At 55.9% G+C, this 22,969-nt stretch carries 20 protein-coding genes; 3 read left to right on the top strand and 17 right to left on the bottom strand.

Translation table 11 applies throughout. The annotated features are described in order from the left end of the window. Positions 1 to 13: 13 nt before the first annotated feature. On the bottom strand, positions 14 to 1,057 hold the full coding sequence (locus ACOTZC_RS08250) for a GMP reductase (protein ID WP_023310407.1): 1,044 nt from the start codon (positions 1,055 to 1,057) through the stop codon (positions 14 to 16). A 228-nt stretch (positions 1,058 to 1,285) separates the two neighbouring features. On the opposite strand from ACOTZC_RS08250, the gene coaE reads away from it, so the two are divergent. From coaE to yacG, 3 genes are read left to right on the top strand one after another with little or no spacing between them, the layout of a single operon-like run. Continuing rightward, positions 1,286 to 1,906, top strand: coding sequence for a dephospho-CoA kinase (gene coaE, locus ACOTZC_RS08245; RefSeq protein WP_163354408.1), 621 nt, complete (start codon positions 1,286 to 1,288; stop codon positions 1,904 to 1,906). After that, the gene (gene zapD, locus ACOTZC_RS08240; protein WP_045401037.1) at positions 1,906 to 2,649 is read left to right on the top strand and encodes a cell division protein ZapD; all 744 of its coding nucleotides are present in this window, start codon (positions 1,906 to 1,908) and stop codon (positions 2,647 to 2,649) included. Before coaE ends, zapD begins: the two co-directional genes overlap by 1 nt. Positions 2,650 to 2,658: 9 nt before the next feature. Next, positions 2,659 to 2,853 (top strand): DNA gyrase inhibitor YacG, encoded by a 195-nt coding sequence (gene yacG, locus ACOTZC_RS08235; RefSeq protein ID WP_163354404.1) that lies wholly within the window; start codon positions 2,659 to 2,661, stop codon positions 2,851 to 2,853. Between the two features lie 34 nt (positions 2,854 to 2,887). Here yacG and mutT read toward each other — a convergent pair whose 3' ends face one another. From mutT to ACOTZC_RS08155, 16 genes are all read right to left on the bottom strand, one after another. After that, the gene (gene mutT, locus ACOTZC_RS08230) at positions 2,888 to 3,280 is read right to left on the bottom strand and encodes an 8-oxo-dGTP diphosphatase MutT (protein WP_023310403.1); all 393 of its coding nucleotides are present in this window, start codon (positions 3,278 to 3,280) and stop codon (positions 2,888 to 2,890) included. Between the two features lie 58 nt (positions 3,281 to 3,338). Continuing rightward, positions 3,339 to 6,044, bottom strand: coding sequence for a preprotein translocase subunit SecA (secA, locus tag ACOTZC_RS08225; protein WP_023310402.1), 2,706 nt, complete (start codon positions 6,042 to 6,044; stop codon positions 3,339 to 3,341). Between the two features lie 58 nt (positions 6,045 to 6,102). Further along, positions 6,103 to 6,606 (bottom strand): secA translation cis-regulator SecM, encoded by a 504-nt coding sequence (gene secM, locus ACOTZC_RS08220; RefSeq protein WP_248162644.1) that lies wholly within the window; start codon positions 6,604 to 6,606, stop codon positions 6,103 to 6,105. A gap of 278 nt (positions 6,607 to 6,884) precedes the next feature. Further along, positions 6,885 to 7,802, bottom strand: a complete 918-nt coding sequence (lpxC, locus tag ACOTZC_RS08215; RefSeq protein ID WP_010426966.1) for a UDP-3-O-acyl-N-acetylglucosamine deacetylase — start codon at positions 7,800 to 7,802, stop codon at positions 6,885 to 6,887. A gap of 101 nt (positions 7,803 to 7,903) precedes the next feature. Beyond that, positions 7,904 to 9,055: a cell division protein FtsZ gene (gene ftsZ / locus ACOTZC_RS08210; protein WP_008501978.1), complete on the bottom strand. Its 1,152-nt coding sequence runs from the start codon at positions 9,053 to 9,055 to the stop codon at positions 7,904 to 7,906. A gap of 63 nt (positions 9,056 to 9,118) precedes the next feature. Further along, positions 9,119 to 10,375 (bottom strand): cell division protein FtsA, encoded by a 1,257-nt coding sequence (gene ftsA, locus ACOTZC_RS08205; protein ID WP_023334508.1) that lies wholly within the window; start codon positions 10,373 to 10,375, stop codon positions 9,119 to 9,121. Continuing rightward, positions 10,372 to 11,214, bottom strand: a complete 843-nt coding sequence (gene ftsQ / locus ACOTZC_RS08200; RefSeq protein ID WP_023310399.1) for a cell division protein FtsQ — start codon at positions 11,212 to 11,214, stop codon at positions 10,372 to 10,374. The genes ftsA and ftsQ overlap by 4 nt, the downstream gene beginning before the upstream one ends. Position 11,215: 1 nt before the next feature. Further along, positions 11,216 to 12,136, bottom strand: coding sequence for a D-alanine--D-alanine ligase (locus tag ACOTZC_RS08195; protein WP_047173319.1), 921 nt, complete (start codon positions 12,134 to 12,136; stop codon positions 11,216 to 11,218). Next, positions 12,129 to 13,604, bottom strand: a complete 1,476-nt coding sequence (gene murC / locus ACOTZC_RS08190; protein ID WP_023310397.1) for a UDP-N-acetylmuramate--L-alanine ligase — start codon at positions 13,602 to 13,604, stop codon at positions 12,129 to 12,131. The genes ACOTZC_RS08195 and murC overlap by 8 nt, the downstream gene beginning before the upstream one ends. 56 nt (positions 13,605 to 13,660) lie before the next feature. Beyond that, positions 13,661 to 14,725, bottom strand: a complete 1,065-nt coding sequence (gene murG / locus ACOTZC_RS08185; RefSeq protein ID WP_163354400.1) for an undecaprenyldiphospho-muramoylpentapeptide beta-N-acetylglucosaminyltransferase — start codon at positions 14,723 to 14,725, stop codon at positions 13,661 to 13,663. Continuing rightward, complete coding sequence (ftsW, locus tag ACOTZC_RS08180; RefSeq protein WP_023310395.1) at positions 14,722 to 15,966, bottom strand: cell division protein FtsW; 1,245 nt, start codon at positions 15,964 to 15,966, stop codon at positions 14,722 to 14,724. Before ftsW ends, murG begins: the two co-directional genes overlap by 4 nt. After that, positions 15,966 to 17,282 carry a UDP-N-acetylmuramoyl-L-alanine--D-glutamate ligase gene (gene murD, locus ACOTZC_RS08175; protein WP_045355138.1) on the bottom strand — a complete coding sequence of 439 codons (1,317 nt, stop codon included), beginning with the start codon at positions 17,280 to 17,282 and terminating at the stop codon, positions 15,966 to 15,968. The genes ftsW and murD overlap by 1 nt, the downstream gene beginning before the upstream one ends. Before the next feature lie 2 nt (positions 17,283 to 17,284). Continuing rightward, complete coding sequence (mraY, locus tag ACOTZC_RS08170; protein WP_008501985.1) at positions 17,285 to 18,367, bottom strand: phospho-N-acetylmuramoyl-pentapeptide-transferase; 1,083 nt, start codon at positions 18,365 to 18,367, stop codon at positions 17,285 to 17,287. Continuing rightward, positions 18,361 to 19,719, bottom strand: a complete 1,359-nt coding sequence (murF, locus tag ACOTZC_RS08165) for a UDP-N-acetylmuramoyl-tripeptide--D-alanyl-D-alanine ligase (protein ID WP_047173321.1) — start codon at positions 19,717 to 19,719, stop codon at positions 18,361 to 18,363. Before murF ends, mraY begins: the two co-directional genes overlap by 7 nt. Further along, positions 19,716 to 21,203: a UDP-N-acetylmuramoyl-L-alanyl-D-glutamate--2,6-diaminopimelate ligase gene (gene murE, locus ACOTZC_RS08160; RefSeq protein WP_126303573.1), complete on the bottom strand. Its 1,488-nt coding sequence runs from the start codon at positions 21,201 to 21,203 to the stop codon at positions 19,716 to 19,718. Before murE ends, murF begins: the two co-directional genes overlap by 4 nt. Continuing rightward, positions 21,190 to 22,956 carry a peptidoglycan glycosyltransferase FtsI gene (locus ACOTZC_RS08155; protein ID WP_023310391.1) on the bottom strand — a complete coding sequence of 589 codons (1,767 nt, stop codon included), beginning with the start codon at positions 22,954 to 22,956 and terminating at the stop codon, positions 21,190 to 21,192. Before ACOTZC_RS08155 ends, murE begins: the two co-directional genes overlap by 14 nt. Positions 22,957 to 22,969: the final 13 nt, after the last annotated feature.

Below are 22,969 nucleotides of genomic sequence, written 5' to 3'. Positions count from 1 at the left end.
CCAGCAGAAGCCATTACAGGCTGTTGAATACGCGGTTTTCCTGTTCCTGAACGCGAATAAACGTCGTACGTTTAGTCAGCTCTTTCAGGCGGGATGCCCCAACGTAGGTGCAGGCCGAGCGCAGGCCGCCGAGGATATCGCGCGCGGTGTATTCAACCGGGCCACGCAGAGGCAGCTTCACGGTTTTACCTTCCGCCGCACGGTATTTTGCCACGCCACCGACGTGACGGGTCATCGCGGATTCAGAGCTCATGCCGTAGAACAGCATAAATTTCTCGCCGTTCTCTTCAACAACGGTACCACCGCTCTCTTCGTGGCCTGCCAGCATACCGCCGAGCATCACGAAGTCGGCGCCGCCGCCGAAGGCTTTCGCAACGTCGCCCGGCATGGTACAGCCGCCATCGCTGATGATCTGACCGCCCAGACCGTGCGCCGCATCGGCGCATTCAATGACGGCGGAAAGCTGCGGATAACCGACGCCGGTTTTGACGCGGGTCGTGCACACGGAGCCCGGGCCAATACCCACTTTCACGATATCTGCACCGGAAAGGATCAGCTCTTCACACATTTCACCGGTCACCACGTTGCCTGCGATGATGGTTTTCGTCGGCCAGGCTTCACGCGCCTTGCTGACGAACTGCACGAAGTGTTCGGAGTAACCGTTCGCCACGTCAATACAAACGAAGTTGAGCGCCGGGTTAGCGTTCAGGATCTGTTTGGTCTTCTCGAAATCGGCATCGGAAGTGCCGGTAGAAACCATCACATGCTTCACCACGTCAGCAGACGCGGACGCAACAAACGCATTCCACTCTTCAGGGCTGTAATGTTTGTGCACGGCGGTAAGAATGTCGAACTGTGCCAGGGCGGTTGCCATCTCAAAGGTTCCCACAGTATCCATGTTGGCGGCGATGATCGGCACGCCAGACCAGGTCTGACCGGAATGCTTAAAGGTGAACTGACGTTCGAGTTCAACGTCTGAGCGACTTTTCAGTGTAGAGCGTTTAGGGCGGATAAGAACGTCTTTGAAACCTAACTTCAGATCTTCTTCGATACGCATGTGCGGATTCCTGGGGTTAGAGGCAAATATGTTAAAAGCACAACTCCAGTGACGTTATCATACGCACTAATACCTGCTCCGCAAGACTGCGAAATTCTCTTTTTTTACGCTACAATCCTATAAATTTACCTGGTAAAAAGCCGGTAAACAGGACCAAACAGTTTCTGGCGCACCTAAGAGTTTTAATCAACTGATTTTAATAATGAATAATTCCCAGGATTTGAATTAATGGGGTATATCGTCGCATTAACCGGCGGCATCGGTAGTGGCAAAAGTACCGTTGCGGACGCGTTCTCTCGTTTGGGTATCACGATTATTGATGCCGATATCATTGCCCGCCAGGTGGTAGAGCCCAATACACCCGCGCTAAAGTTCATCGCAGAACATTTTGGTCAGACAGTCATCAATGCCGATGGCACACTGAATCGCCGTCAGCTTCGCGAATGCATTTTTTCTGATTCTGCGGAAAAAGCCTGGCTTAATGCCCTGCTCCACCCCATCATCCACCAGGAAACTCAGCGTCAGATAGCCGCAGCCCGCTCGCCCTATGTCCTGTGGGTGGTTCCGCTACTGGTTGAAAATCAGCTGCATAAGAAAGCCGATCGTGTGCTGGTGATTGATGTCGCACCCGAAACGCAAATCCAGAGAACCATGGCGCGCGATCGCGTCTCGCGGGAGCATGCTGAACAAATTCTTGCCGCTCAGGCTACGCGCGCTCAGCGTCTTGCCGTGGCGGATGATGTTATTGATAATAACGGCGCACCAGATGCCATTGCATCGGATGTTGCCCGTCTGCACGCGCAGTATCTGACGTTCGCCGCGCAGGCCGTTGCACAGGAAAAACCATAATGTCGACACACATTCTTTTTGAGCATCCGCTCAACGAAAAAATGCGCACCTGGCTGCGTATTGAATTTCTTATTCAACAACTTTCACAACATCTGCCGGTTAACGATCATGCCACCGCATTGCACTTCTTCCGCAACGTAGGCGATCTGCTGGATGTGATTGAACGCGGTGATGTCCGCACAGAATTACTCAAAGAGCTGGAGCGCCAGCAGCGTAAATTGCAGGCATGGACAGAAGTCCCCGGCGTAGATAAGAGCCGTATCGACGCGCTCCGCCAGCAGTTGAAAAGCAGTAGCGCCATCCTGATGGCCGCGCCGCGCGTCGGACAGTTTTTGCGCGAAGACCGCCTGATTGGTCTGGTGCGCCAGCGCCTGAGCATCCCTGGCGGCTGCTGTAGCTTCGACCTGCCGACGCTGCATATGTGGCTACATATGCCACAGGCTCAGCGTGACGCGCAGGTGAACAGCTGGCTGGCAAGCCTGGAGCCTATGCACCAGACGCTGTCGCTGATCCTCGACCTGATACGTAACTCTGCGCCGTTCCGCAAGCAAACCAGCCTGAATGGTTTCTACCAGGATAACGGTGATGATGCCGATCTTCTGCGCCTGAATTTATCGCTTGGCGAACAGCTTTACCCGCAGATTTCCGGGCATAAGAGCCGTTTTGCGATTCGCTTTATGCCGCTGGACAGTGAAAATGGCACCGTGCCGGAACGTCTCGATTTTGAACTGGCCTGTTGTTAAGGAGTGCCAATGTCTGATGTCACCACCGTAAGCTGCCCGACCTGCGGCAAGACCGTTGTATGGGGCGAAGTGAGTCCGTTCCGCCCATTCTGCAGCAAGCGCTGCCAGCTCATTGATCTGGGCGAATGGGCGGCGGAAGAGAAACGCATTCCAAGCAAAGGCGATCTCTCGGACAGCGATGACTGGAGCGAAACCCAGCAGTAATCTGTAAAGCCTGCTGGCGCTTCGCCTGGCAGGCCTACGGTTGTGCGACTAACCGCAGGATCACGGGCTCATTAGCTGGCGGGAATTTTTCTGCATCACTTGCCTGAAGTTCCACCCAGTTACCCGGCTGTCCCTCTTTTCCCCAGGGTTCACCTTCCCAGTTTTCCACTAGCCAGAACCACAGCGTGATGTGCCTGTCAGGAAACTGGTACTCAAGCTTATCAAACAGCGTTGCGCCAAGCGGCGTGATCCCCACCTCTTCCTGAAGCTCCCGAACCAGCGCCTCTTCCGGCGTTTCACCTGACTCGATTTTACCGCCCGGAAACTCCCACTTGTTCGCCATATGGGCGTCGGCAGCGCGCTGGGTGATAAAGATTTGGTTTTGCGGGTTGCGAATAATCCCGACGGCAATTTGCAGTATTTTCATATTGTCACTTCCATAAAAAAGGCGCAGATATCTGCGCCTTTTTGTTTTTTTTATGAATTTAGCTCAGACGGCCGTGGCACGCCTTGTACTTTTTACCGGAACCACACGGGCACGGATCGTTACGACCCACTTTACGATCGCCGGTCTGCGCGGCGATCGCCGCTGCGGCTTCGCTGTCGTCGGTCTGATGACTCAGCTGCTGCATTTGTGCCAGACGCTCGGCTTCTTCACGACGCTGCTGCTCCATCGCTTCCACCTCTTCCGGCATGCGCACCTGAACCTTGCTCAGGGTGCTGATCACTTCGTACTTCAGTGATTCCAGCATAGACGCGAACATGGAGAAGGATTCACGCTTGTATTCCTGCTTCGGATCTTTCTGCGCATAGCCACGCAGGTGAATACCCTGACGCAGATAGTCCATCGCCGCCAGGTGCTCTTTCCACAGGGAGTCCAGGGTCTGCAGCATCACGCCTTTTTCGAAGTGACGCATCATTTCAGCGCCAACAACCTCTTCCTTACGCTTGTAGACGTCCAGCGCGGTTTCAAAGATACGTTCACGAAGGGTCTCTTCGTGCAGCTCAGGCTCTTTATCCAGCCACTCTTTGATTGGCAGATCGAGGTCAAAGTCATTTTTCAGACGTTCCTGCAGGCCTTCGATATCCCACATCTCTTCCAGAGACTGCGGTGGAATATGCGCGTCGATGGTGGCTTTAAACACATCTTCACGAATGCTGTTGATGGTTTCGCTCACGTCGGACACGTCCAACAGTTCGTTACGCTGGGTGTAGATCGCACGACGCTGATCGTTAGCCACATCATCATATTCCAGCAGCTGCTTACGAATATCAAAGTTGCGGCTTTCCACTTTACGCTGTGCGTTAGCGATCGCTTTGGTCACCCACGGGTGCTCAATGGCTTCGCCTGGTTTCATCCCCAGCTTACGCATCATGCCGGACACGCGGTCAGAGGCGAAAATACGCATCAGCGCATCTTCCATAGACAGGTAGAAGCGGGATGAACCGGCATCACCCTGACGACCCGCACGGCCACGCAGCTGGTTATCGATACGACGAGACTCGTGACGCTCTGTACCGATGATGTGCAGACCGCCGGACGCCAGAACGGCATCATGACGAACCTGCCAGTCGGCTTTGATCTGCGCAATCTGTTCTGGCGTTGGGTTTTCCAGCTCCGCCACTTCAGCCTGCCAGCTACCACCCAGCATAATATCGGTACCACGACCCGCCATGTTGGTGGCGATGGTTACGGCAGCCGGATAACCCGCCTGCGCAACAATGTCCGCTTCTTTGGCGTGGAATTTGGCGTTCAGAACGTTGTGTTTGATACCCGCTTTAGTCAGCTCGTGAGAAACCACTTCGGATTTCTCGATGGAGATGGTCCCCACCAGAACCGGCTGACCATTCGCAGTACGGTCGCGAATATCTTCGATGATCGCCTGAATTTTTTCCGCTTCGGTCATGTACACCAGGTCCGGCATATCCTTACGGATCATTGGACGGTTGGTTGGAACGACCACGGTATCCAGCTTGTAAATGGAGCTGAATTCAAACGCTTCGGTATCAGCAGTACCGGTCATCCCCGCCAGCTTCTCATACAGACGGAAGTAGTTCTGGAAGGTGATAGATGCCAGCGTCTGGTTTTCATTCTGAATATCCACACCTTCTTTGGCTTCCACAGCCTGGTGCAGACCGTCAGACCAGCGACGTCCCTGCATGGTACGGCCGGTGTGTTCATCGACGATGATCACTTCGCCGTCTTTAACGATGTAATCGACGTCGCGGGTGAACAGCGCGTGGGCGCGCAGTGCAGCGGTCACGTGGTGCATCAGCATGATATTGCTCGGGGAGTACAGGGACTCGCCCTCTTCCATGATGCCTTCAGCCACCAGCAGCTCTTCAATTTTCACCAGACCGCGCTCGGTCAGGTTCACCTGGCGCGCTTTTTCATCTACGGAGAAGTGGCCTTCACCCTGGAAGGTATCCGAGTCCTCTTTCTCCTGACGCAGCAGGTGTGGAATGATTTTGTCGACTTTACGGTACATCTCGGAGCTGTCTTCAGCCGGGCCGGAGATGATCAGCGGAGTACGCGCTTCATCGATCAGGATGGAGTCAACCTCATCCACCAGCGCATAGTGCAGCTTACGCTGTACGCGCTCTTCCGGGCTGAACGCCATGTTGTCACGCAGGTAGTCGAAGCCGTATTCGTTGTTGGTGCCGTAAGTGATGTCCGCGTTATACGCTTCGCGCTTGGCTGGCGCAGGCAGGCCGGACATGTTGATACCGACGGTCATACCGAGGAATTCGAACAGTGGGCGGTTGTTTTCGGCGTCACGCTGCGCCAGATAGTCGTTGACGGTAACGACGTGAACGCCTTTACCGGTCAGCGCGTTCAGGTAAGCCGGCAGCGTTGCGGTCAGGGTTTTACCTTCACCGGTACGCATTTCCGCGATGCAGCGCTCGTTGAGCACCATACCACCCAGCAGCTGAACGTCGAAGTGACGCATGCCGAATACGCGCTTACTCGCTTCGCGCACGACAGCAAACGCTTCCGGGATCAGGCTTTCTAAGGTTTCGCCTTTTTCCAGACGCGCACGGAATTCCGCCGTTTTCGCTTTCAGCTCGTCATCAGAGAGCTTCTCCATCGCCGGTTCCATACCGTTGATGACGGCAACAGCTTTGCGCATACGGCGCAGGGTACGATCGTTACGACTACCAAAAACTTTAGTTAACAATTTGATTAGCATAATAAATTCTCAAACGCCCCAGTATGGGCAGATAAATTAAGGTATTGAAAAAGTTAATTTAGCTGAGGCGCTGCGGCCCGGCGCGAATGCCGTGGACCTGGCTAATCCAGGTTGAAACAGAGAATGAAACAGGTGAAACAAACGCACGCTGCGTTGTCTGACGAACCATGACCGGCGGCAGGCTGTCCTGCGTAAGCAGCGCGTTGAGCGTGTCCAGCAGGGCAAGATGCTGAGCCTGCACCGGCAGCGCCTCTTCCGCAACAGGCATGGCCTGCGGTGCCATCGCGAAGGACAGATGGCGGATAACCGTGCGGATAGCGTGCTGGTGCCAGTAATCGACGGAGAAGTTTGGGCGGCGGTTGGCTTCAAGCCACGCGAGGTTAGTGAAGTTAACCCGCGAGTTGAGATCGTGTTTGGTGGTGGAGGTTTTTGCGGGCGTCGCCGCTTCAGCACTGTTGCTGAGCGCAGGCAAGCCGAAACTCGCCGCGACCATCCCTAATAAGAGATGCGGCCAGAAGTAACGTCTGCCAAATTGTCGCCAGCGCGTCAGTATTCCGCTCACCTGCTCCACCCAATAAGCCAGCCTTGCAGAGGCTGAGTTCAGTTATTCTTTTTAGCGCCCAGATAGTACCACTAAAGCCAATATACATCAGCAGGAATGAGGTGCCGCCGCGGGGAAAAACGGTCAAGAATGCAGCTAACGCACACATTTTCTGCGTAAGACAAACGAGAGATAACGCTGGGGCAAACTAAGAAGGGTAAAAATAAAAACGACTGGTCTCCCTGGTCGGAGAGAGTACCAGGTTAACCAGTCGATTTTTTACGAAACGGCGTGAACCGTTACGCCAGAACCATGTTTGGCGCTTTGAAAGCCAGCGGCAGTTCTGCTTCGTCTTCGAAGGTCACATATTCCCAGGCTTCCTGTTTTGCCAGGACGGCCTGCAACAGTTTGTTGTTCAGCGCATGACCGGATTTGAACGCGGTAAATGCACCAATGATGTTGTGACCACACATGAACAGGTCGCCGATAGCATCCAGCATTTTGTGACGAACGAATTCATCTTCGAAACGCAGGCCGTCTTCGTTCAGTACGCGATAATCGTCAACAACGATGGCACAATCGAAGCTGCCGCCCAGGCACAGGCCGCGGGACTGCAGATATTCGATATCACGCATGAAGCCAAATGTACGGGCTCGGCTGATCTGGCGCATAAACGCATCAGCAGAGAAGTTCATCGCATAGCGTTGAGTGCTGGAATCAATCGCCGGATGGTTAAAGTCGATGGTAAAGTCCAACGAGAAACCATTGTACGGTTTGAATTCAGCCCACTTGTCGCCATCTTCGACGCGAACGGTCTCTTTGATGCGTACAAATTTCTTCGCGCAGTTCAGTTCTTCGATGCCGGCATCCAGCAACAGATAGACGAACGGTGCAGCACTGCCATCCATAATCGGGATTTCTGGCGCATCGACTTCAACAATAATGTTGTCGATACCCAGACCCGCCAGGGCGGCGTTCAGGTGCTCTACGGTAGAAATCCGCACGTCATGCTCGTTCACCAGACAAGTACAGAGCATAGTATCACGCACAGATTTGGCATCGGCCGGAAAATCTACCGGTGGATTCAAGTCGGTGCGACGATAGATGACCCCGGTATTGGCCGGCGCAGGGCGTAACGTCAGCGTGACTTTCTTGCCGGTATGTAAACCGACACCCGTCGCCTGAACGATACGTTTAAGTGTCCTTTGTTTGATCATCGTATAATCTCGCCAAATTAACTATCCAACCGAGAGTGTATATCACTAACGGTGGGCCAGTTTAGCACAAAGAGCGCAAATCCCCTAATTCCAGCCAATTCTTAGTCAGCTTGCTTACGCAGGAACGCCGGGATATCCAGATAATCTGGCTCTTTCGCCGTTTGCGGCGTTGGGTCGTTCACCACTTTTGCGGCAGGTTTCTGCTCCTGAGTCAGAGGAGACATACCGTGCTGCTGGTAACGATCCATTACCGGTTGCTGAGTCTGCTTGTTGGTCACCAGGGTGATCTCAGGACGTTTGTCCATACCGATACCGGTCGCAACAACGGTAACACGCAGCTCGTCGTTCATTTCAGGGTCAAGGGAAGTACCGATTACCACGGTAGCGTTGTCAGAGGCGAACGCACGGATGGTGTTACCCACGGTTTCGAACTCATCCAGGCGCAGGTCAAAGCCAGCGGTAATGTTGACCAGCACGCCGCGCGCACCAGACAGATCGATATCTTCCAGCAGTGGAGAAGAGATAGCCATTTCAGCCGCTTCTTCTGCACGGTCTTCACCGCTGGCCACGCCAGAGCCCATCATCGCGTAGCCCATTTCGGACATCACGGTGCGAACGTCTGCAAAGTCAACGTTCATCAGGCCAGGACGGGTAATCAGTTCAGCGATACCCTGAACCGCGCCTTTCAGCACGTCGTTTGCTGCACCGAATGCGTCCAGCAGGGAGATACCGCGACCCAGAACTTTCAACAGTTTGTCGTTAGGGATGGTGATCAGCGAGTCCACATGCTTGGACAGCTCGGTGATACCCTGCTCCGCGAAGGCCATACGCTTCTTGCCTTCAAAGTTGAAAGGCTTGGTCACGACAGCAACGGTCAGGATACCTAAATCTTTTGCCACTTCAGCCACAACAGGTGCTGCGCCGGTACCGGTACCGCCACCCATGCCTGCTGCGATGAAGACCATGTCCGCACCTTCCAGTGCAGCGCGCAGCGCTTCACGATCTTCTTCAGCCGCATTGCGACCGACTTCCGGGTTAGCCCCTGCTCCCAGCCCTTTGGTGATACCACCGCCGATCTGGATAGTCTGGCCTACAGCCGTCTTACGCAGTGCCTGCGCATCGGTGTTAACTGCGAAGAATTCAACACCTTCAATGCGTTCACGCACCATATGCTCTACGGCGTTACCGCCGCCGCCACCGACGCCGATGACTTTAATCACCGCGTCGTTGGTCAGTTCCATAGGTTCAAACATAATTTCTCTCTCCGTTGTGCCTGTCGCCCGAGACCGCTAATTCTCTCCGGTCTCTTAAAAAAATTAAAATTCTTTTCGCAACCAGTTGTTCAGTCGTTTGACCCACGACCCCACTGAGACGCGTTTTTCCACTTCTGCTTCACCACTGAGATGAGATTCCTTCCCGTAGTGGAGCAGGCCCACAGCCGTTGAATAATACGGCTCCTGAGCATAATCCGTTAAACCAGTGATATTCAGCGGCGCACCAATACGAACCTGCGTATGGAACACCCGCTGAGCACAGGCCGCAAGACCTTCAATTTGCGCTGCACCGCCGGTTAATACAATCCCCGCCGCAAGATGATGTTTAACGCCCTGCTGACGAAGCTGTTCCTGTAACTGTAAAATCTCTTCGTTGACCAGGTTGAGCAGCTCGGTATAGCGCGGCTCAATGACCTCTGCCAACGTCTGGCGCTGCAGGCTACGCGGTGGACGACCACCGACGCTCGGCACTTCAACGCTCTCATCTTTGCCAACGATAGACCCCAGCGCACAGCCGTGGCGCACTTTAATCGCTTCTGCATCGCTCGGCGGCGTACCAAAAGCGTAAGCAATATCGCTGGTTACAACGTTCCCGGCATAAGGGATCACTTTCGTGTGGCGCAACGCACCGCCGGTATACACGGCGATATCCATTGTACCACCACCAATATCGACCACACAGACACCCAGTTCACGTTCATCTTCGGTCAGCACGGAATAACTGGCCGCCAGACCGGCGAAAATAAGTTGGTCAACTTTCAGGCCACAACGTTCAACGGCTTTTACAATGTTCTTCGCCATATCGTTGTGACATGTGATCAGGTGCACTTTTGCCTGCATACGTACGCCAGAAAGACCGACCGGGTTCTTGATCCCTTCCTGGTAGTCAATCGCATATTCCTGCGGAATGACATGCAGCACGCGATGTTCGTCGCGGACACGCACGGATTTCGCCGTGTGCACAACGTTTTCAACGTCTTCCTGCGTCACTTCTTCTTCGGAAATCGGCACCATACCGATTTCGTTCTGGCAGCTAATGTGCTTGCCAGAAAGGGCCAGATAGACAGAAGAAATCTGGCAATCTGCCATCAGTTCAGCCTGATCGATGGCGCGCTGAACGCATTTCACCACCGATTCAAGATCGTTTACCCCACCTTTATCCATACCACGGGACGGGCAACTGCCTACGCCAATGATATTGACCATACCGTCGGGCAGAACTTCCCCTACTAAAGCGGCAACCTTCGCGGTGCCAATCTCCAGTCCAACTACCAGTTTTCTGTCCGTCGCCTTGATCATTGTTGTTCTGCCTGTACCTGTGCCTGATTCTGTTGCTGATTAGGTTCCTCGACCGGAGCCGGTACCCAACCGACTGCTGCGCCTGAGTCATAGCGCAAATCAACGTAGCTTATCCGTTTGCCGTCAGTCTGTGCCTGCTGCTGTAAAACCGGGTAAAGTTCGACAAAACGCGCCAGACGCTTCATTGTGTCGCCGCGTCCCAGGTTGAGCTTAATGCCGTTTGTTAACGTCAGCTGCCAGGAACGGCGCGCCGTCATGGCTGCATCTTTTAACGTAAACCTGTCCTTCGCCAGCACCTGACCCATTTCGCGAAAACCCTGTAATACTTCGTTTTCGCTACCTTCCGGGCCATACAACATCGGTAAATTTTGCTTGTTGACACGATCGGCCGGGACGCTGAAGGAATTTCCGTCTGCGTCAACCATGTGCTGATCATTCCAACGCGCAATGGGCACATATTCAACCAGATGAATCTTCAATTCATCAGGCCATTGCTTTCTTACGCTCGCCTGTTTTATCCATGGCAGACGTTCTATCTGGCTCTGGATAATATTGACGTCCTGCGTCATAAAGGTGCCAGGTGAGCCCAGTGCCAGTATTGACTGGCGAATATCGTCGTTACGCGTGTAGTGACGCTCACCGGTGACCACCAGCTTAGAAAGCGGCAACCGCTGTGCATCTTCCATCCAGCCCAGGACCATCCAGCCGCTGATAAACACGGTGCACAGCACCCCGAGCAGGAAAATGATGCCTGCAAGACGCGTTCCATTACTGCGGCGTGAAGAGGCGTATTCGTCCTCGTCATCGCGGTTGCGCGTGTTCAATGCAGCCTGAGACATATCAGCCCGCCTGGTCCAGAATGCGTACGACTAACTGCGAGAAGCTCATCCCCGCCTGACGCGCGGCCATCGGCACAAGGCTGTGGCTGGTCATTCCCGGAGAGGTATTCGCTTCCAGCAGATAAAATTGTCCATCGCTGTCCTGCATCACGTCGATGCGTCCCCAGCCACGGCAACCCAGAACATGCCAGGCTTTAAGCACCAGGGACTGTAAATCGGCTTCACGCTCAGCTTCAAGACCACAAGGGCAGAAATATTGCGTCTCATCAGAGAGATACTTCGCCTCATAATCATAGAAGGTTCCGGCCGGTTGGATACGGATTGACGGTAAAATTTCTTCGCCAAGCATCGCGACGGTAAATTCCGGCCCGCTGAGCCATTTTTCAATCAGAACTTCTTCATCATGTTGAAATGCCAGCGCTAAAGCGGACGAAAGATCTTCAGCTTTGTCGACTTTGGACATTCCCACGCTGGAGCCTTCCCGGCTGGGCTTTACAATAACCGGTAAGCCTAGCTCAGCAATGCGTGCATTAACGCTATCCGACAGGCCCAATTCAAATTCGCGACGCGTCAGTGCTACCCATGGCGCAACGGGTAACCCCGCGCCCTGCCACAGCAGCTTGCTGCGCAGTTTATCCATAGAGATAGCGGAAGCCATCACGCCGCTGCCGGTGTACGGCAGGCCGATCAGATCCAGAAGTCCCTGCAGGGTGCCGTCTTCACCGCCGCGACCATGCAAAGCGATAAAGACTTTATCGAAGCCCATGGCTTTTAATTGCGTCACGTCGACCTCTTTTGGGTCAACCAGGTGCGCATTGACGCCACCTTCGCGCAGGCCCGCCAGCACAGCCGCGCCGGAATTCAGGGAAACCTCGCGCTCGGCGGAGATGCCGCCAGACAGGACAGCAATCTTATCAGCCATGATGCTCATCCTCCTGGGTTTGCGGCTTCAGTTTGATTTCAGCTAAGGTACGGGCGATTTTGCCGATATTTCCCGCACCCTGAATCAGAATCAAATCGTTACCCGTCAGGACTGGTGCCAGAATTTCCGCCACCTGTGCAGGGTCAGAAACCAGAATAGGGTCAACTTTACCGCGTCCACGGATGGTACGACACAGGGAACGGCTGTCAGCACCCGGAATCGGTGTCTCGCCTGCAGCGTACACGTCCAGCATTAACAGGGTGTCTACCTGTGACAGGACGCTGGCGAAATCGTCGTACAGATCGCGCGTACGCGTGAAGCGGTGCGGCTGGAAGATCATCACCAGATTTTTGTCAGGCCAGCCTGCACGCGCGGCTTTAATGGTGGCGTCCACTTCGGTCGGATGGTGGCCGTAGTCGTCCACCAGCATCGCTGTACCGGCTTTACCGTTAACGGCGTCCAGCGGGAATTCACCGAGAAAGTCGAAACGACGGCCGGTGCCCTGGAAGCTTTCCAGCGCGCGCAGAATCGCATCATCATCAATGCCTTCTTCCGTCGCGACGGCCACTGCCGCTGCGGCATTGAGGGCATTATGGCGCCCTGGAGCATTCAGCGTGACGTGCAGCAGCTCTTTGTCCTGACGCGCCAGAGTGAAATGCCCCTGCGCACCAATCTGTTTGTACTCTTCCACGCGGACGTCAGCGTCTTCGCTGAAGCCGTAAGTGGTGATTTGACGACCCACGCGCGGCAGCAGCTCGCGGATCACCGGATCGTCAACGCACATCACCGCGCGTCCGTAGAAAGGCAGGTTGTGCAGGAAGTTGATGAAGGTCTGCTTTAAGTTCTCGAAGTCGCCCTGGTAGGTATCCATATGGTCAGCTTCGATGTTAGTGACAATCGCCACCATCGGCTGTAGGTGCAGGAACGACGCGTCGCTCTCATCCGCTTCAGCAATCAGGTAACGGCTGTGGCCCAGACGCGCATGTACGCCCGCTGCTTTGACCAGACCGCCGTTGACGAACGTCGGGTCGAGACCCGCTTCCGCATAAATACTGGAGACCATCGCCGTGGTCGTGGTTTTACCGTGGGTCCCGGCAATGGCGATGCCGTGACGGAAACGCATCAGTTCCGCCAGCATTTCTGCACGGCGGATCACCGGAATGCGCGCTTCGTGCGCGGCAACGATTTCCGGGTTGTCAGAGGAGATAGCGCTTGAGACCACCACCACGCTCGCATCGCGCACGTTTTCCGGGCGATGGTTGAAATAGATAGTCGCCCCAAGCGACGCCAGCTGCTGCGTTACAGGGTTTGGCGCCAGGTCAGACCCGCTTATCTGATAGCCTTCGTTAGCTAACACTTCGGCAATACCGCCCATGCCAGCACCACCGATGCCAACAAAGTGAATGTGCCGGACGCGACGCATCTCGGGCACGATTGAACGCAGTTTTGCCAGTTGTTGTGTATTCATTCTCTAAACGCCATCGACTACTTAAAATTCGTGCAGCGCAACACGCGCTGCGAGGGTTAAGCCTGGGCTGCCAGGCTCACTTCTTTTGCCACCCGTTCCGTCGCATCAGGGATAGCGGCCGCGCGCGCGCGTTGCGCCATCTCCAGCAGTGTGTCTCTGTTCCAGCCCGCCAGGGTGGTGGCGACCGCGTCGGCGGTAAATTGTGGCTGCTCAAATATCTTCGCGGCACCGGCTTTCTCAAGCGGCAGCGCATTCCAGTACTGCTGTCTGTCTTTGTGCTGGAACGGCACAAACAGGGCCGGCAGACCCGCGGCGGCGATCTCGCTCACCGTCAGCGCGCCTGAACGACAGACCACGACATCGGCCCAGGCATACGCTGCCGCCATGTCGTCGATAAACTCTGTGACTTTATGCTGCGGCTGGCCTTCGTCTGCGTATGCTTGCTCAACGGTCTGCTGAGCGCCTTTTCCGCTCTGGTGCCAGATCGTCACGGTATCCCCCAGCTTTGCGGCAACCTGCGGCATCGTCTGGTTTAGAATGCGTGCGCCCTGAGAGCCGCCGACGACCAGTACACGAACCGGCCCTTCACGGCCCGTCAGGCGAGCATCCGGCAGCGGCAGCGCCAGCACGTCGACACGCACCGGGTTACCCACCACGTCCGCTTTCGGGAACGCGCCGGGAAACGCCTGCATAACTTTGGTAGCGATTTTCGCCAGCCACTTGTTGGTCAGTCCGGCAATACCGTTCTGTTCATGCAGCACAACGGGAATGCCTAACGACCACGCCGCCAGCCCGCCAGGACCCGAGACATAACCGCCCATGCCCAGCACCACATCTGGCTTAAAGCGCTTCATGATGGTCCGCGCCTGACGCCAGGCGTTAAAAATACGCACCGGTGCCAGCAGTATTGCCTTGAGGCCCTTGCCCCGAAGGCCGGAAATACGAATAAAGTCGATCTCAATACCGTGCTTCGGTACCAGATCGGCTTCCATGCGGTCTGCGGTTCCCAGCCAGCGTACCTGCCAGCCCTGATCCATTAAATGGTGCGCAACCGCCAGTCCCGGGAACACGTGTCCACCGGTACCGCCTGCCATCACCATTAACCGCTTCGGTTGATTCATCGTGAACCTCGTGTAAACGCCTGGGCTTTTTCCAGACGCGTTTCATAATCTATGCGCAACAAAAACATGATGGCCGTCGACATAATCAACAGACTGGAACCACCATAACTGATCAACGGCAACGTCAGACCTTTGGTCGGCAGCATACCCGCTGCGGCCCCGACGTTAACCAATGCCTGGAAGCTAAACCAGATACCAATTGAGCAGGCTAAGAATCCTGAGAAGCGGTGATCGATCTCCAGCGCTTTCCGCCCGATGGACATGGCGCGGAAAGCGACGAAGAATACCATTAATAGCGCTAATACCACACCGATATAACCCAGTTCTTCCGCAATAATGGAGAAGATGAAGTCAGTATGCGCTTCCGGTAAATACTCCAGTTTCTGTACCGAGTTACCCAGCCCCTGTCCCCAGACTTCACCGCGACCAAAGGCCATCAGCGACTGCGTCAGCTGATAACCGCTGCCGAACGGATCTTCCCACGGGTTCCAGAACGAGGTTACACGGCGAATACGGTAAGGCTCGGCGAGGATCAGCAGCACAACCGCTGAAATCCCCATCCCGATGATAGCGATGAACTGCCACAGCTTCGCGCCCGCCAGGAACAGCATCGCCAGGGTGGTAACGAACAGCACGACAACGGTACCGAGGTCAGGCTGCGCCAGCAGTAATACCGCCAGCACCAGAATCACGCCCATCGGTTTTAAGAAGCCGCGCAGGTTGTTACGCACTTCATCTACCTTACGCACCAGGTAGTTAGCGAGGTAGCAGAACAGGGAGAGCTTGGTAAATTCCGCAGGCTGAATGCGCAGCGGGCCAAAGGCGATCCAGCGTGATGCGCCGTTAACAGAGCTCCCCACCACCAGTACGATCAGCAGCATAATAATCGAGGCGATCAGCATCGCCGTGCTGTGCCGCTGCCAGAACTCCATCGGCAGACGCAAGGTCACCAGCGCCAGGCAGAACGCCAGGATGATGTAAAGACCATCACGTTTGGCAAACAGGAAAGGATCGTTCGCCAGACGCTGCCCGACGGGCATTGAAGCTGACGTGACCATAATGAAGCCGACCGCCGCCAGCCCCATCGTGAGCCAGAACAGCGTGCGATCGTACATGACCAGGCTGTCGTTATCTTTTTGACGAGAGCCCATCACCCAGCCTTTGAGCGCCGCAAACACCCATGCCAGGATCCCAAATCCTGGCAGGCGCGGCATTTTCAGGCGAGGGAGAGATAAACGCATTAGCCTAACTCCTTCGCCAGGCGGGTAAAGACATCACCACGCTGTTCGAAATTCTTGAATTGATCGAGACTGGCGCAGGCCGGAGAGAGCAGCACCATATCGCCTGGCTTCACGCGAGGGGCAATCAGCCGCATCGCCTGTTCCATGGTTTCGGTTTGCTCGGCAACCTCAGGGCGCAGTTCAGCCAGCTCGCTGCCGTCACGGCCGAAGCAGTACAGGCGGATGTTATCTCCGGCGAGATACGGCTTCAGGGAGGAGAAATCCGCTGATTTACCGTCGCCGCCCAGCAGTAAATGCAGGGTGCCGTCAACGTGCAGGCCATTCAGCGCGGCCTCGGTGCTGCCCACGTTGGTGGCTTTGGAGTCGTTGATCCAGCGCACGCCGTTGTGCTCCAGCGCCAGCTGGAAACGGTGCGCCAGACCAGAAAACGTGGTTAACGCTTTCAGGCTGGAGGAGCGCGGAAGTCCTACTGCATCCGCCAGCGCCAGCGCCGCCAGGGCATTGGTATAGTTGTGCTGACCTGAGAGCTTCATCTCTTTCACGTTCAGCACTTTCTCACCCTTCACGCGCAGCCAGGTTTCGCCCAGCTGACGGTTCAGGTGGTAATCGCCCATCGTGATACCGAAGCTAATACAGCGATCGTCTGCGCCACGCACCGGCATGGTTAGCGCGTCATCGGCGTTAACAACGCAGACTTTGGCATTTTCATAAACGCGGAGCTTGGCGGCACGGTACTGCTGAAGACCAAATGGATACCTGTCCATATGATCTTCAGTCACGTTGAGGATCGTCGCAGCCGCAGCGTGCAGGCTGGAGGTGGTTTCCAGCTGGAAGCTGGAAAGCTCGAGAACATAGAGCTCGCAGCCTTTGTCCAGCAGCATCAGAGCGGGTAAACCAATGTTACCGCCAACGCCGACGTTCATTCCCGCCGCTTTCGCCATTTCACCCACCAGGGTGGTGACGGTGCTTTTACCGTTAGAACCGGTAATGGCGATAACGGGCGCCTGCGCTTCGCGGCAGAAGAGTTCGATATCGCCGACAATCTCAACGCCCGCATCCGCGGCAGCGCTCAGCGAAGGATGCGCCAGCGCCATACCAGGGCTTGCGACAATCAGATCGGCTGCCAGCAGCCAGTCATCATTCAGACCACCAAGGTGGCGTTCAACCTGTTCCGGCAGTTTGTCCAAACCCGGCGGAGAGACACGCGTATCCATCACGCGCGGCGTCACGCCGCGTGCGAGGAAAAAGTCCACGCAGGAGAGCCCCGTGAGGCCCAACCCGATGATAACGACTTTTTTGCCCTGGTAATCTGCCATGATTAACGTACCTTCAGCGTTGCCAGGCCAATCAGCACCAGCATCAGCGAAATAATCCAGAAGCGCACAATCACGCGCGGCTCCGGCCAGCCTTTCAGTTCATAGTGGTGGTGAATCGGCGCCATACGGAAGATGCGCTGACCGCGCAGCTTGAAGGAACCGACCTGCAAAATCACCGACAGGGTTTCAACCACAAACACGCCGCCCATGATCACCAGCAGGAACTCCTGACGCAGCAGTACGGCGATAATGCCGAGCGCACCGCCCAAAGCCAGAGAACCGACGTCCCCCATAAAGACCTGCGCCGGATAGGTGTTGAACCACAGGAAGCCCAGCCCCGCGCCGACAATCGCCGTACAGACGATCACCAGCTCACCCGCGTGGCGCAGATAAGGGATGTGCAGATAATTTGCAAAGTTCATGTTACCGGTCGCCCACGCCACCAGCGCAAAACCGGCGGCCACAAAGACGGTTGGCATAATCGCCAGACCATCCAGGCCGTCGGTCAGGTTAACGGCGTTGCCGGTACCAACAATCACAAAGTAGGCCAGCAGGATGTAGAACAGCCCCAGCTGCGGCATCACGTCCTTAAAGAACGGCACGACCAGCTCGGTGGCTGGCGTGTCTTTGCCTGCCAGATACAGCGCGAAAGCAACGCCCAGCGCGATCACCGACATCCAGAAATACTTCCAGCGCGCGATCAGGCCCTTAGTATCTTTGCGGACGACTTTGCGGTAATCATCAACAAAACCGATGATCCCGTAACCCACCAGTACCGTCAGAACGCACCAGACGTACGGGTTGGAGGGATACGCCCACAGCAGCACAGAAACGACGATGGCAGTCAGGATCATGATCCCGCCCATCGTCGGCGTGCCGCGCTTGCTGAAGTGCGATTCCGGACCGTCGTTACGCACAACCTGGCCGAAAGAGAGTTTTTGCAGACGGGCAATCATGCGCGGGCCCATCCACAACGAGATGAACAGCGCAGTCAGCAGGCTGACGATGGCGCGAAACGTCAGATACGAAAAGACGTTAAAGCCTGAATAATATTTGACCAAATGTTCGGCCAGCCAAACTAACATGTCCCGTTCTCCTGTAATGCGTGCACAACCTCTTCCATGGCGGCACTACGTGAACCTTTCACTAACACAGTCACAATTTGTTTTTCTGTAATCAACGTCTTAAGGCGCGCTATTAACGCGGTTTTATCAGCAAAATGCTCGCCAACGCCGCTGGCATGGCTAATCGACTGGCTCAGTTTTCCTGCGCTCAGCACGCAGTCCAGCCCCGCCGCTTTCGCCGCTTCACCGACCTGGGTATGGCAGGCTTCGCTTTCGTCGCCCAGCTCTGCCATATCGCCCACCACCATGATGCGATAGCCCGGCATTTCAGATAACACCTGCACCGCCGCCGTCATTGAGCCAACGTTCGCGTTGTAGGAGTCATCCAGCAGCAGCTTGTTTTCCGAAAGCTGAATCGGGAACAGACGCCCCGGCACGGCTTTCAGGTTCGCCAGCCCGGTTTTAATCGCTTCATGCGACGCGCCCACCGCCGTCGACAACGCCGCCGCCGCAAGCGCATTGGCGATGTTATGGCGACCCGGCAGCGGCAGCAGCACATCAATGCCACCCGTTGGGGTGGTGAGGGTGAACTCCGTACCGTGCGACGTCACGTGGATATTGGTCGCGGTAAAATCACTGTTGGCCGCATTCGGCGAGAAGCGCCAGGTTTTACGCGAACCAATGATGCTTTGCCAGTTCAGCCAGTCGTTGTTGTCGGCGTTCAGGATGGCGATACCGTCATCCGGCAGGCCGGTGTAAATCTCACCTTTGGCTTTCGCTACGCCTTCCAGCGAGCCAAAACCTTCCAGATGCGCCGCCGCGAGGTTATTCACCAGCGCGGCTTCCGGGCGAGTCAGGCTCACGGTCCAGGCGATTTCGCCCTGGTGGTTCGCCCCTAACTCGATCACCGCAAATTCGTGTTCTTTAGTCAGACGGAGTAATGTCATCGGCACGCCGATGTCATTATTGAGGTTGCCCGCGGTATAAAGCGTATTCCCGCACTGGCTGAGGATCGCCGCCGTCATCTCTTTCACCGACGTCTTGCCTGATGAACCGGTCAAGGCGACAACGCGAGTAGGGACCTGCTGACGAACCCAGGCGGCCAGCTCACCGAACGCGAGACGCGTATCTTTCACCACAATTTGTGGCAGATCGATATCGAGCCTGCGGCTGACGAGCAGCGCACCAGCGCCGTTCTCTTTGGCCTGTTCCGCAAAATCATGTGCGTCAAAACGCTCGCCTTTCAGCGCCACAAACAGACAGCCTGCGGTGATTTTACGGGTGTCCGTCGTTACGGCATCAATGGTCAGGTCTTGCCCGTAGAGGTCGCCCTGCAGAATAGCAGCGGCCTGGCTTAACGTGATGCTAATCATGCCACGACTCCCAGCAGGCGTGCTGCCGTTACGCGGTCCGAGTAGTCCAGACGGCGATTGCCAACGATCTGATAATCTTCATGGCCTTTGCCCGCCAGCAGAACAACATCATTCTCCTGCGCCTGCATGATGGTGTTGGTCACGGCTTCCGCACGCCCTTCCACCACGCGAGCGCGGCCCGCGTCCAGCATGCCCGCCAGAATGTCATTAATGATGGCGCGCGGCTCTTCGGTACGCGGGTTGTCATCGGTCACAACCGGAATATCTGCAAACTGCTCGGCAATAGCCCCCATCAGCGGGCGTTTGCCTTTGTCGCGATCGCCGCCGCAGCCAAACACGCACCAGAGCTTCCCTGTGCAGTGCAGGCGCGCCGCCTCCAGCGCTTTTTCCAGCGCATCCGGCGTGTGGGCATAATCAACCACAACGGTCGGTTTGCCCGGCGCGCTGAACACTTCCATACGGCCGCAAACAGGCTGCAGACGCGCTGAGGTTTTCAGCAGTTCAGCCATCGGATAACCCAGCGCCAGCAACGTTGCCAGCGCCAGCAGCAGGTTACTGACGTTAAACGCCCCCATCAGGCGGCTTTCAATTTCACCATCCCCCCAGGAAGAGGCAAAGCGGATTGTCGCCCCGCTGTCGTGATAATTCACCTCAACCGCCTTCAGCCAGCGGCCGTGGCAGTTCGGATTGATATGGTCTTCCATCGACACCGCAACCGCATCCGGCAGCTTCGCCAGCCAGCGGCGGCCCACTTCGTCGTCGGCGTTGATGATGGCTTGTCCGTAATGGTGAGTAGAGAACAGCAGCCATTTCGCGGCTTCGTAATGCTCCATATCACCGTGATAATCAAGATGATCGCGGCTCAGGTTGGTAAACACGGAAGCAGCAAATTTCAGCGCCGCGACGCGGTGCTGAACCAGACCGTGCGAAGAGACTTCCATCGCAGCAAAGGTTGCCCCCTGCCCTGCCAGACCGGCAAGCACATGCTGTACGTCTACCGCCGAGCCGGTGGTGTTTTCCGTCGGGCTCACTTTGCCCAGCAGGCCGTTACCCACGGTACCCATCACGGCACCGGTTTCACCCAGCAGCTGGGCCCACTGCGCCATCAGCTGCGTGGTAGTGGTTTTACCGTTGGTACCCGTCACGCCAACCAGGCGCAGCTGGTCGGAAGGTTCGTGATAAAAACGCCCCGCCAGCGCGGAAAGACGCTCGTTTAACTGGCTGAGATAGATGACCGGCACCCCGTGCATTTCACGGATCTCACCGTCGGTTGCCTCATCTTTGGCCTCAGCAATAATGGCAGCCACACCTTGCGCAATCGCCTGCGGGATATAACGACGCCCGTCCGCCTGATGACCGACCACCGCCACAAAAAGATCGCCAGAAGCAGCCACGCGGCTGTCCAGTACCATCTCTCGCAGTGCTCGCTCCGGTGCATTTGGCACCCACGGAGCGAGAAGGTCGCGCAAATTACGATCTGCCACCTGTACCCTCGCCTTGATTAATTACAAATTCACTTTTTTCGCCCGTCGCCAGCGCATCCGGCTCGATGTTCATGGTGCGTAACACGCCGCCCATGATAGCCCCGAACACAGGCGCGGAGACGGCGCCGCCGTAGTATTTACCCGCCTGTGGATCGTTTATCACGACCACCAGCGCAAAACGCGGATTGCTTGCAGGCGCAACGCCTGCGGTATAGGCAATGTATTTATTGATATAGCGGCCGTCCGGCCCTACTTTTTTCGCCGTACCGGTCTTGATGGCGATGCGATAACCTTTGATTGCCGCCTTCACGCCGCCCCCGCCGGGCAGCGCTACGCTTTCCATCATATGAACAACAGTACGGACGGTTGATTCCGGAAAGATACGCTCGCCGGGAACCGGTGGATCAACTTTGGTAATCGACAGCGGACGATAAACGCCATAGCTGCCGATCGTTGCGTAGACTCGCGCTAACTGTAACGGTGTCACCATTAGCCCGTAGCCGAAAGAGAAGGTGGCCCTCTCTATGTCAGACCACCGTTGTTTTTGAGGATATAAGCCACTGCGTTCTCCGACCAACCCCAAATTGGTCGCCTTTCCAAGCCCAAAACGTGAGTAAGTCTCTACTAACGCTGAGGACGGCATCGCTAACGCCAGCTTTGAAACACCGACGTTACTCGACTTCTGTAACACCCCGGTCAGGGTCAATTCGCTGTAGCGCGCCACGTCTTTGATTTCGTGGCCGTTAATTCGGTATGGAATGGTATTCAGTACGGTGTTTTCATTGACGATACCGCGCTGGAGTGCAGTCATGACCACCATCGGCTTAACGGTCGAACCCGGTTCGAATACGTCGGTGATGGTACGGTTACGCATAACATCCTTCTGCGTACCGGTGAGATTGTTAGGGTTGTAGGAAGGGCTATTGGCCATCGCCAGCACTTCACCCGTGTTGACGTCGACTAACACGGCACTGCCCGATTCCGCTTTGTTGAAGGCCACGGCGTTGTTCAGCTCGCGGTAAACCAGCGCCTGCAAGCGCTCATCGATACTCAGCGCAAGGTTGTGTGCCGCCTGGCTGTCCGTAGAGGAAATATCCTCGATCACGCGACCGTAGCGGTCTTTACGCACAATGCGTTCGCCCGGCTGGCCGGTTAGCCATTTATCAAAGCTTTTTTCGACGCCTTCAATCCCCTGGCTATCTACGTTAGTAAAGCCAATGAGGTGAGCAGTCACTTCGCCGGAAGGATAGTAACGACGAGATTCTTCACGCAGATGGATCCCCGGCAGCTTCAATTTTTTGATGTAGTCTGCCATGTCAGGGTTCACCTGACGTGCCAGATAGATAAACCGCCCTCGCGGGTTCGTATTTACGCGTGAAGCTAACTGGTCCAGCGGCATCTTCAGCGCATCCGCAAGGGCCTTCCAGCGGTTATCAAGCGTGATCCCGCCAGCATCATGCAGTTCTTTAGGATCGGCCCAGATCGCCTTCACCGGCACGCTCACCGCCAGCGGACGACCCGAACGGTCGGTGATCATCCCGCGGGATGTCGACACTTCCTGGACGCGCAGGGAGCGCATGTCGCCCTGGCGCACCAGCATGTCAGGGGCGATGATTTGCAGCCAGGCCACGCGTCCCAGCAGAAAACCCAGAGCGAGTAAAATGCAGCCGCAAAGCAACGCAAAACGCCAACTGACAAAGTTGGCCTGTTCTTCCTGACGTTTTGGTTTTAGCGTTTTTGCCGCTGCTTTCATGCGTCGCGTTTTC

The organism is Enterobacter cloacae complex sp. SHL009 (assembly GCF_049237205.1).
Classification (GTDB): Bacteria; Pseudomonadota; Gammaproteobacteria; order Enterobacterales; family Enterobacteriaceae; genus Enterobacter; species Enterobacter cloacae_M.
Note: the sequence above shows the minus strand (reverse complement) of the source record. Positions and strands in the feature narration are given on the sequence as shown.

Excerpts from the sequence above, each read along its gene's own strand:
- murF (WP_047173321.1), bottom strand. The coding sequence starts at position 19,719 with ATGATTAGCATCACGTTAAGCCAGGCCGCTGCTATTCTGCAGGGCGAC.
- murD (WP_045355138.1), bottom strand. The coding sequence starts at position 17,282 with ATGGCAGATTACCAGGGCAAAAAAGTCGTTATCATCGGGTTGGGCCTC.
- lpxC (WP_010426966.1), bottom strand. The coding sequence starts at position 7,802 with ATGATCAAACAAAGGACACTTAAACGTATCGTTCAGGCGACGGGTGTC.
- ACOTZC_RS08250 (WP_023310407.1), bottom strand. The coding sequence starts at position 1,057 with ATGCGTATCGAAGAAGATCTGAAGTTAGGTTTCAAAGACGTTCTTATC.
- murG (WP_163354400.1), bottom strand. The coding sequence starts at position 14,725 with ATGAATCAACCGAAGCGGTTAATGGTGATGGCAGGCGGTACCGGTGGA.
- ftsW (WP_023310395.1), bottom strand. The coding sequence starts at position 15,966 with ATGCGTTTATCTCTCCCTCGCCTGAAAATGCCGCGCCTGCCAGGATTT.
- mutT (WP_023310403.1), bottom strand. The coding sequence starts at position 3,280 with ATGAAAATACTGCAAATTGCCGTCGGGATTATTCGCAACCCGCAAAAC.
- murC (WP_023310397.1), bottom strand. The coding sequence starts at position 13,604 with ATGAATACACAACAACTGGCAAAACTGCGTTCAATCGTGCCCGAGATG.
- yacG (WP_163354404.1), top strand. The coding sequence starts at position 2,659 with ATGTCTGATGTCACCACCGTAAGCTGCCCGACCTGCGGCAAGACCGTT.
- zapD (WP_045401037.1), top strand. The coding sequence starts at position 1,906 with ATGTCGACACACATTCTTTTTGAGCATCCGCTCAACGAAAAAATGCGC.
- secA (WP_023310402.1), bottom strand. The coding sequence starts at position 6,044 with ATGCTAATCAAATTGTTAACTAAAGTTTTTGGTAGTCGTAACGATCGT.
- ACOTZC_RS08195 (WP_047173319.1), bottom strand. The coding sequence starts at position 12,136 with ATGGCTGATAAGATTGCTGTCCTGTCTGGCGGCATCTCCGCCGAGCGC.
- coaE (WP_163354408.1), top strand. The coding sequence starts at position 1,286 with ATGGGGTATATCGTCGCATTAACCGGCGGCATCGGTAGTGGCAAAAGT.
- ftsA (WP_023334508.1), bottom strand. The coding sequence starts at position 10,375 with ATGATCAAGGCGACGGACAGAAAACTGGTAGTTGGACTGGAGATTGGC.
- ftsZ (WP_008501978.1), bottom strand. The coding sequence starts at position 9,055 with ATGTTTGAACCTATGGAACTGACCAACGACGCGGTGATTAAAGTCATC.
- ftsQ (WP_023310399.1), bottom strand. The coding sequence starts at position 11,214 with ATGTCTCAGGCTGCATTGAACACGCGCAACCGCGATGACGAGGACGAA.
- ACOTZC_RS08155 (WP_023310391.1), bottom strand. The coding sequence starts at position 22,956 with ATGAAAGCAGCGGCAAAAACGCTAAAACCAAAACGTCAGGAAGAACAG.
- mraY (WP_008501985.1), bottom strand. The coding sequence starts at position 18,367 with ATGTTAGTTTGGCTGGCCGAACATTTGGTCAAATATTATTCAGGCTTT.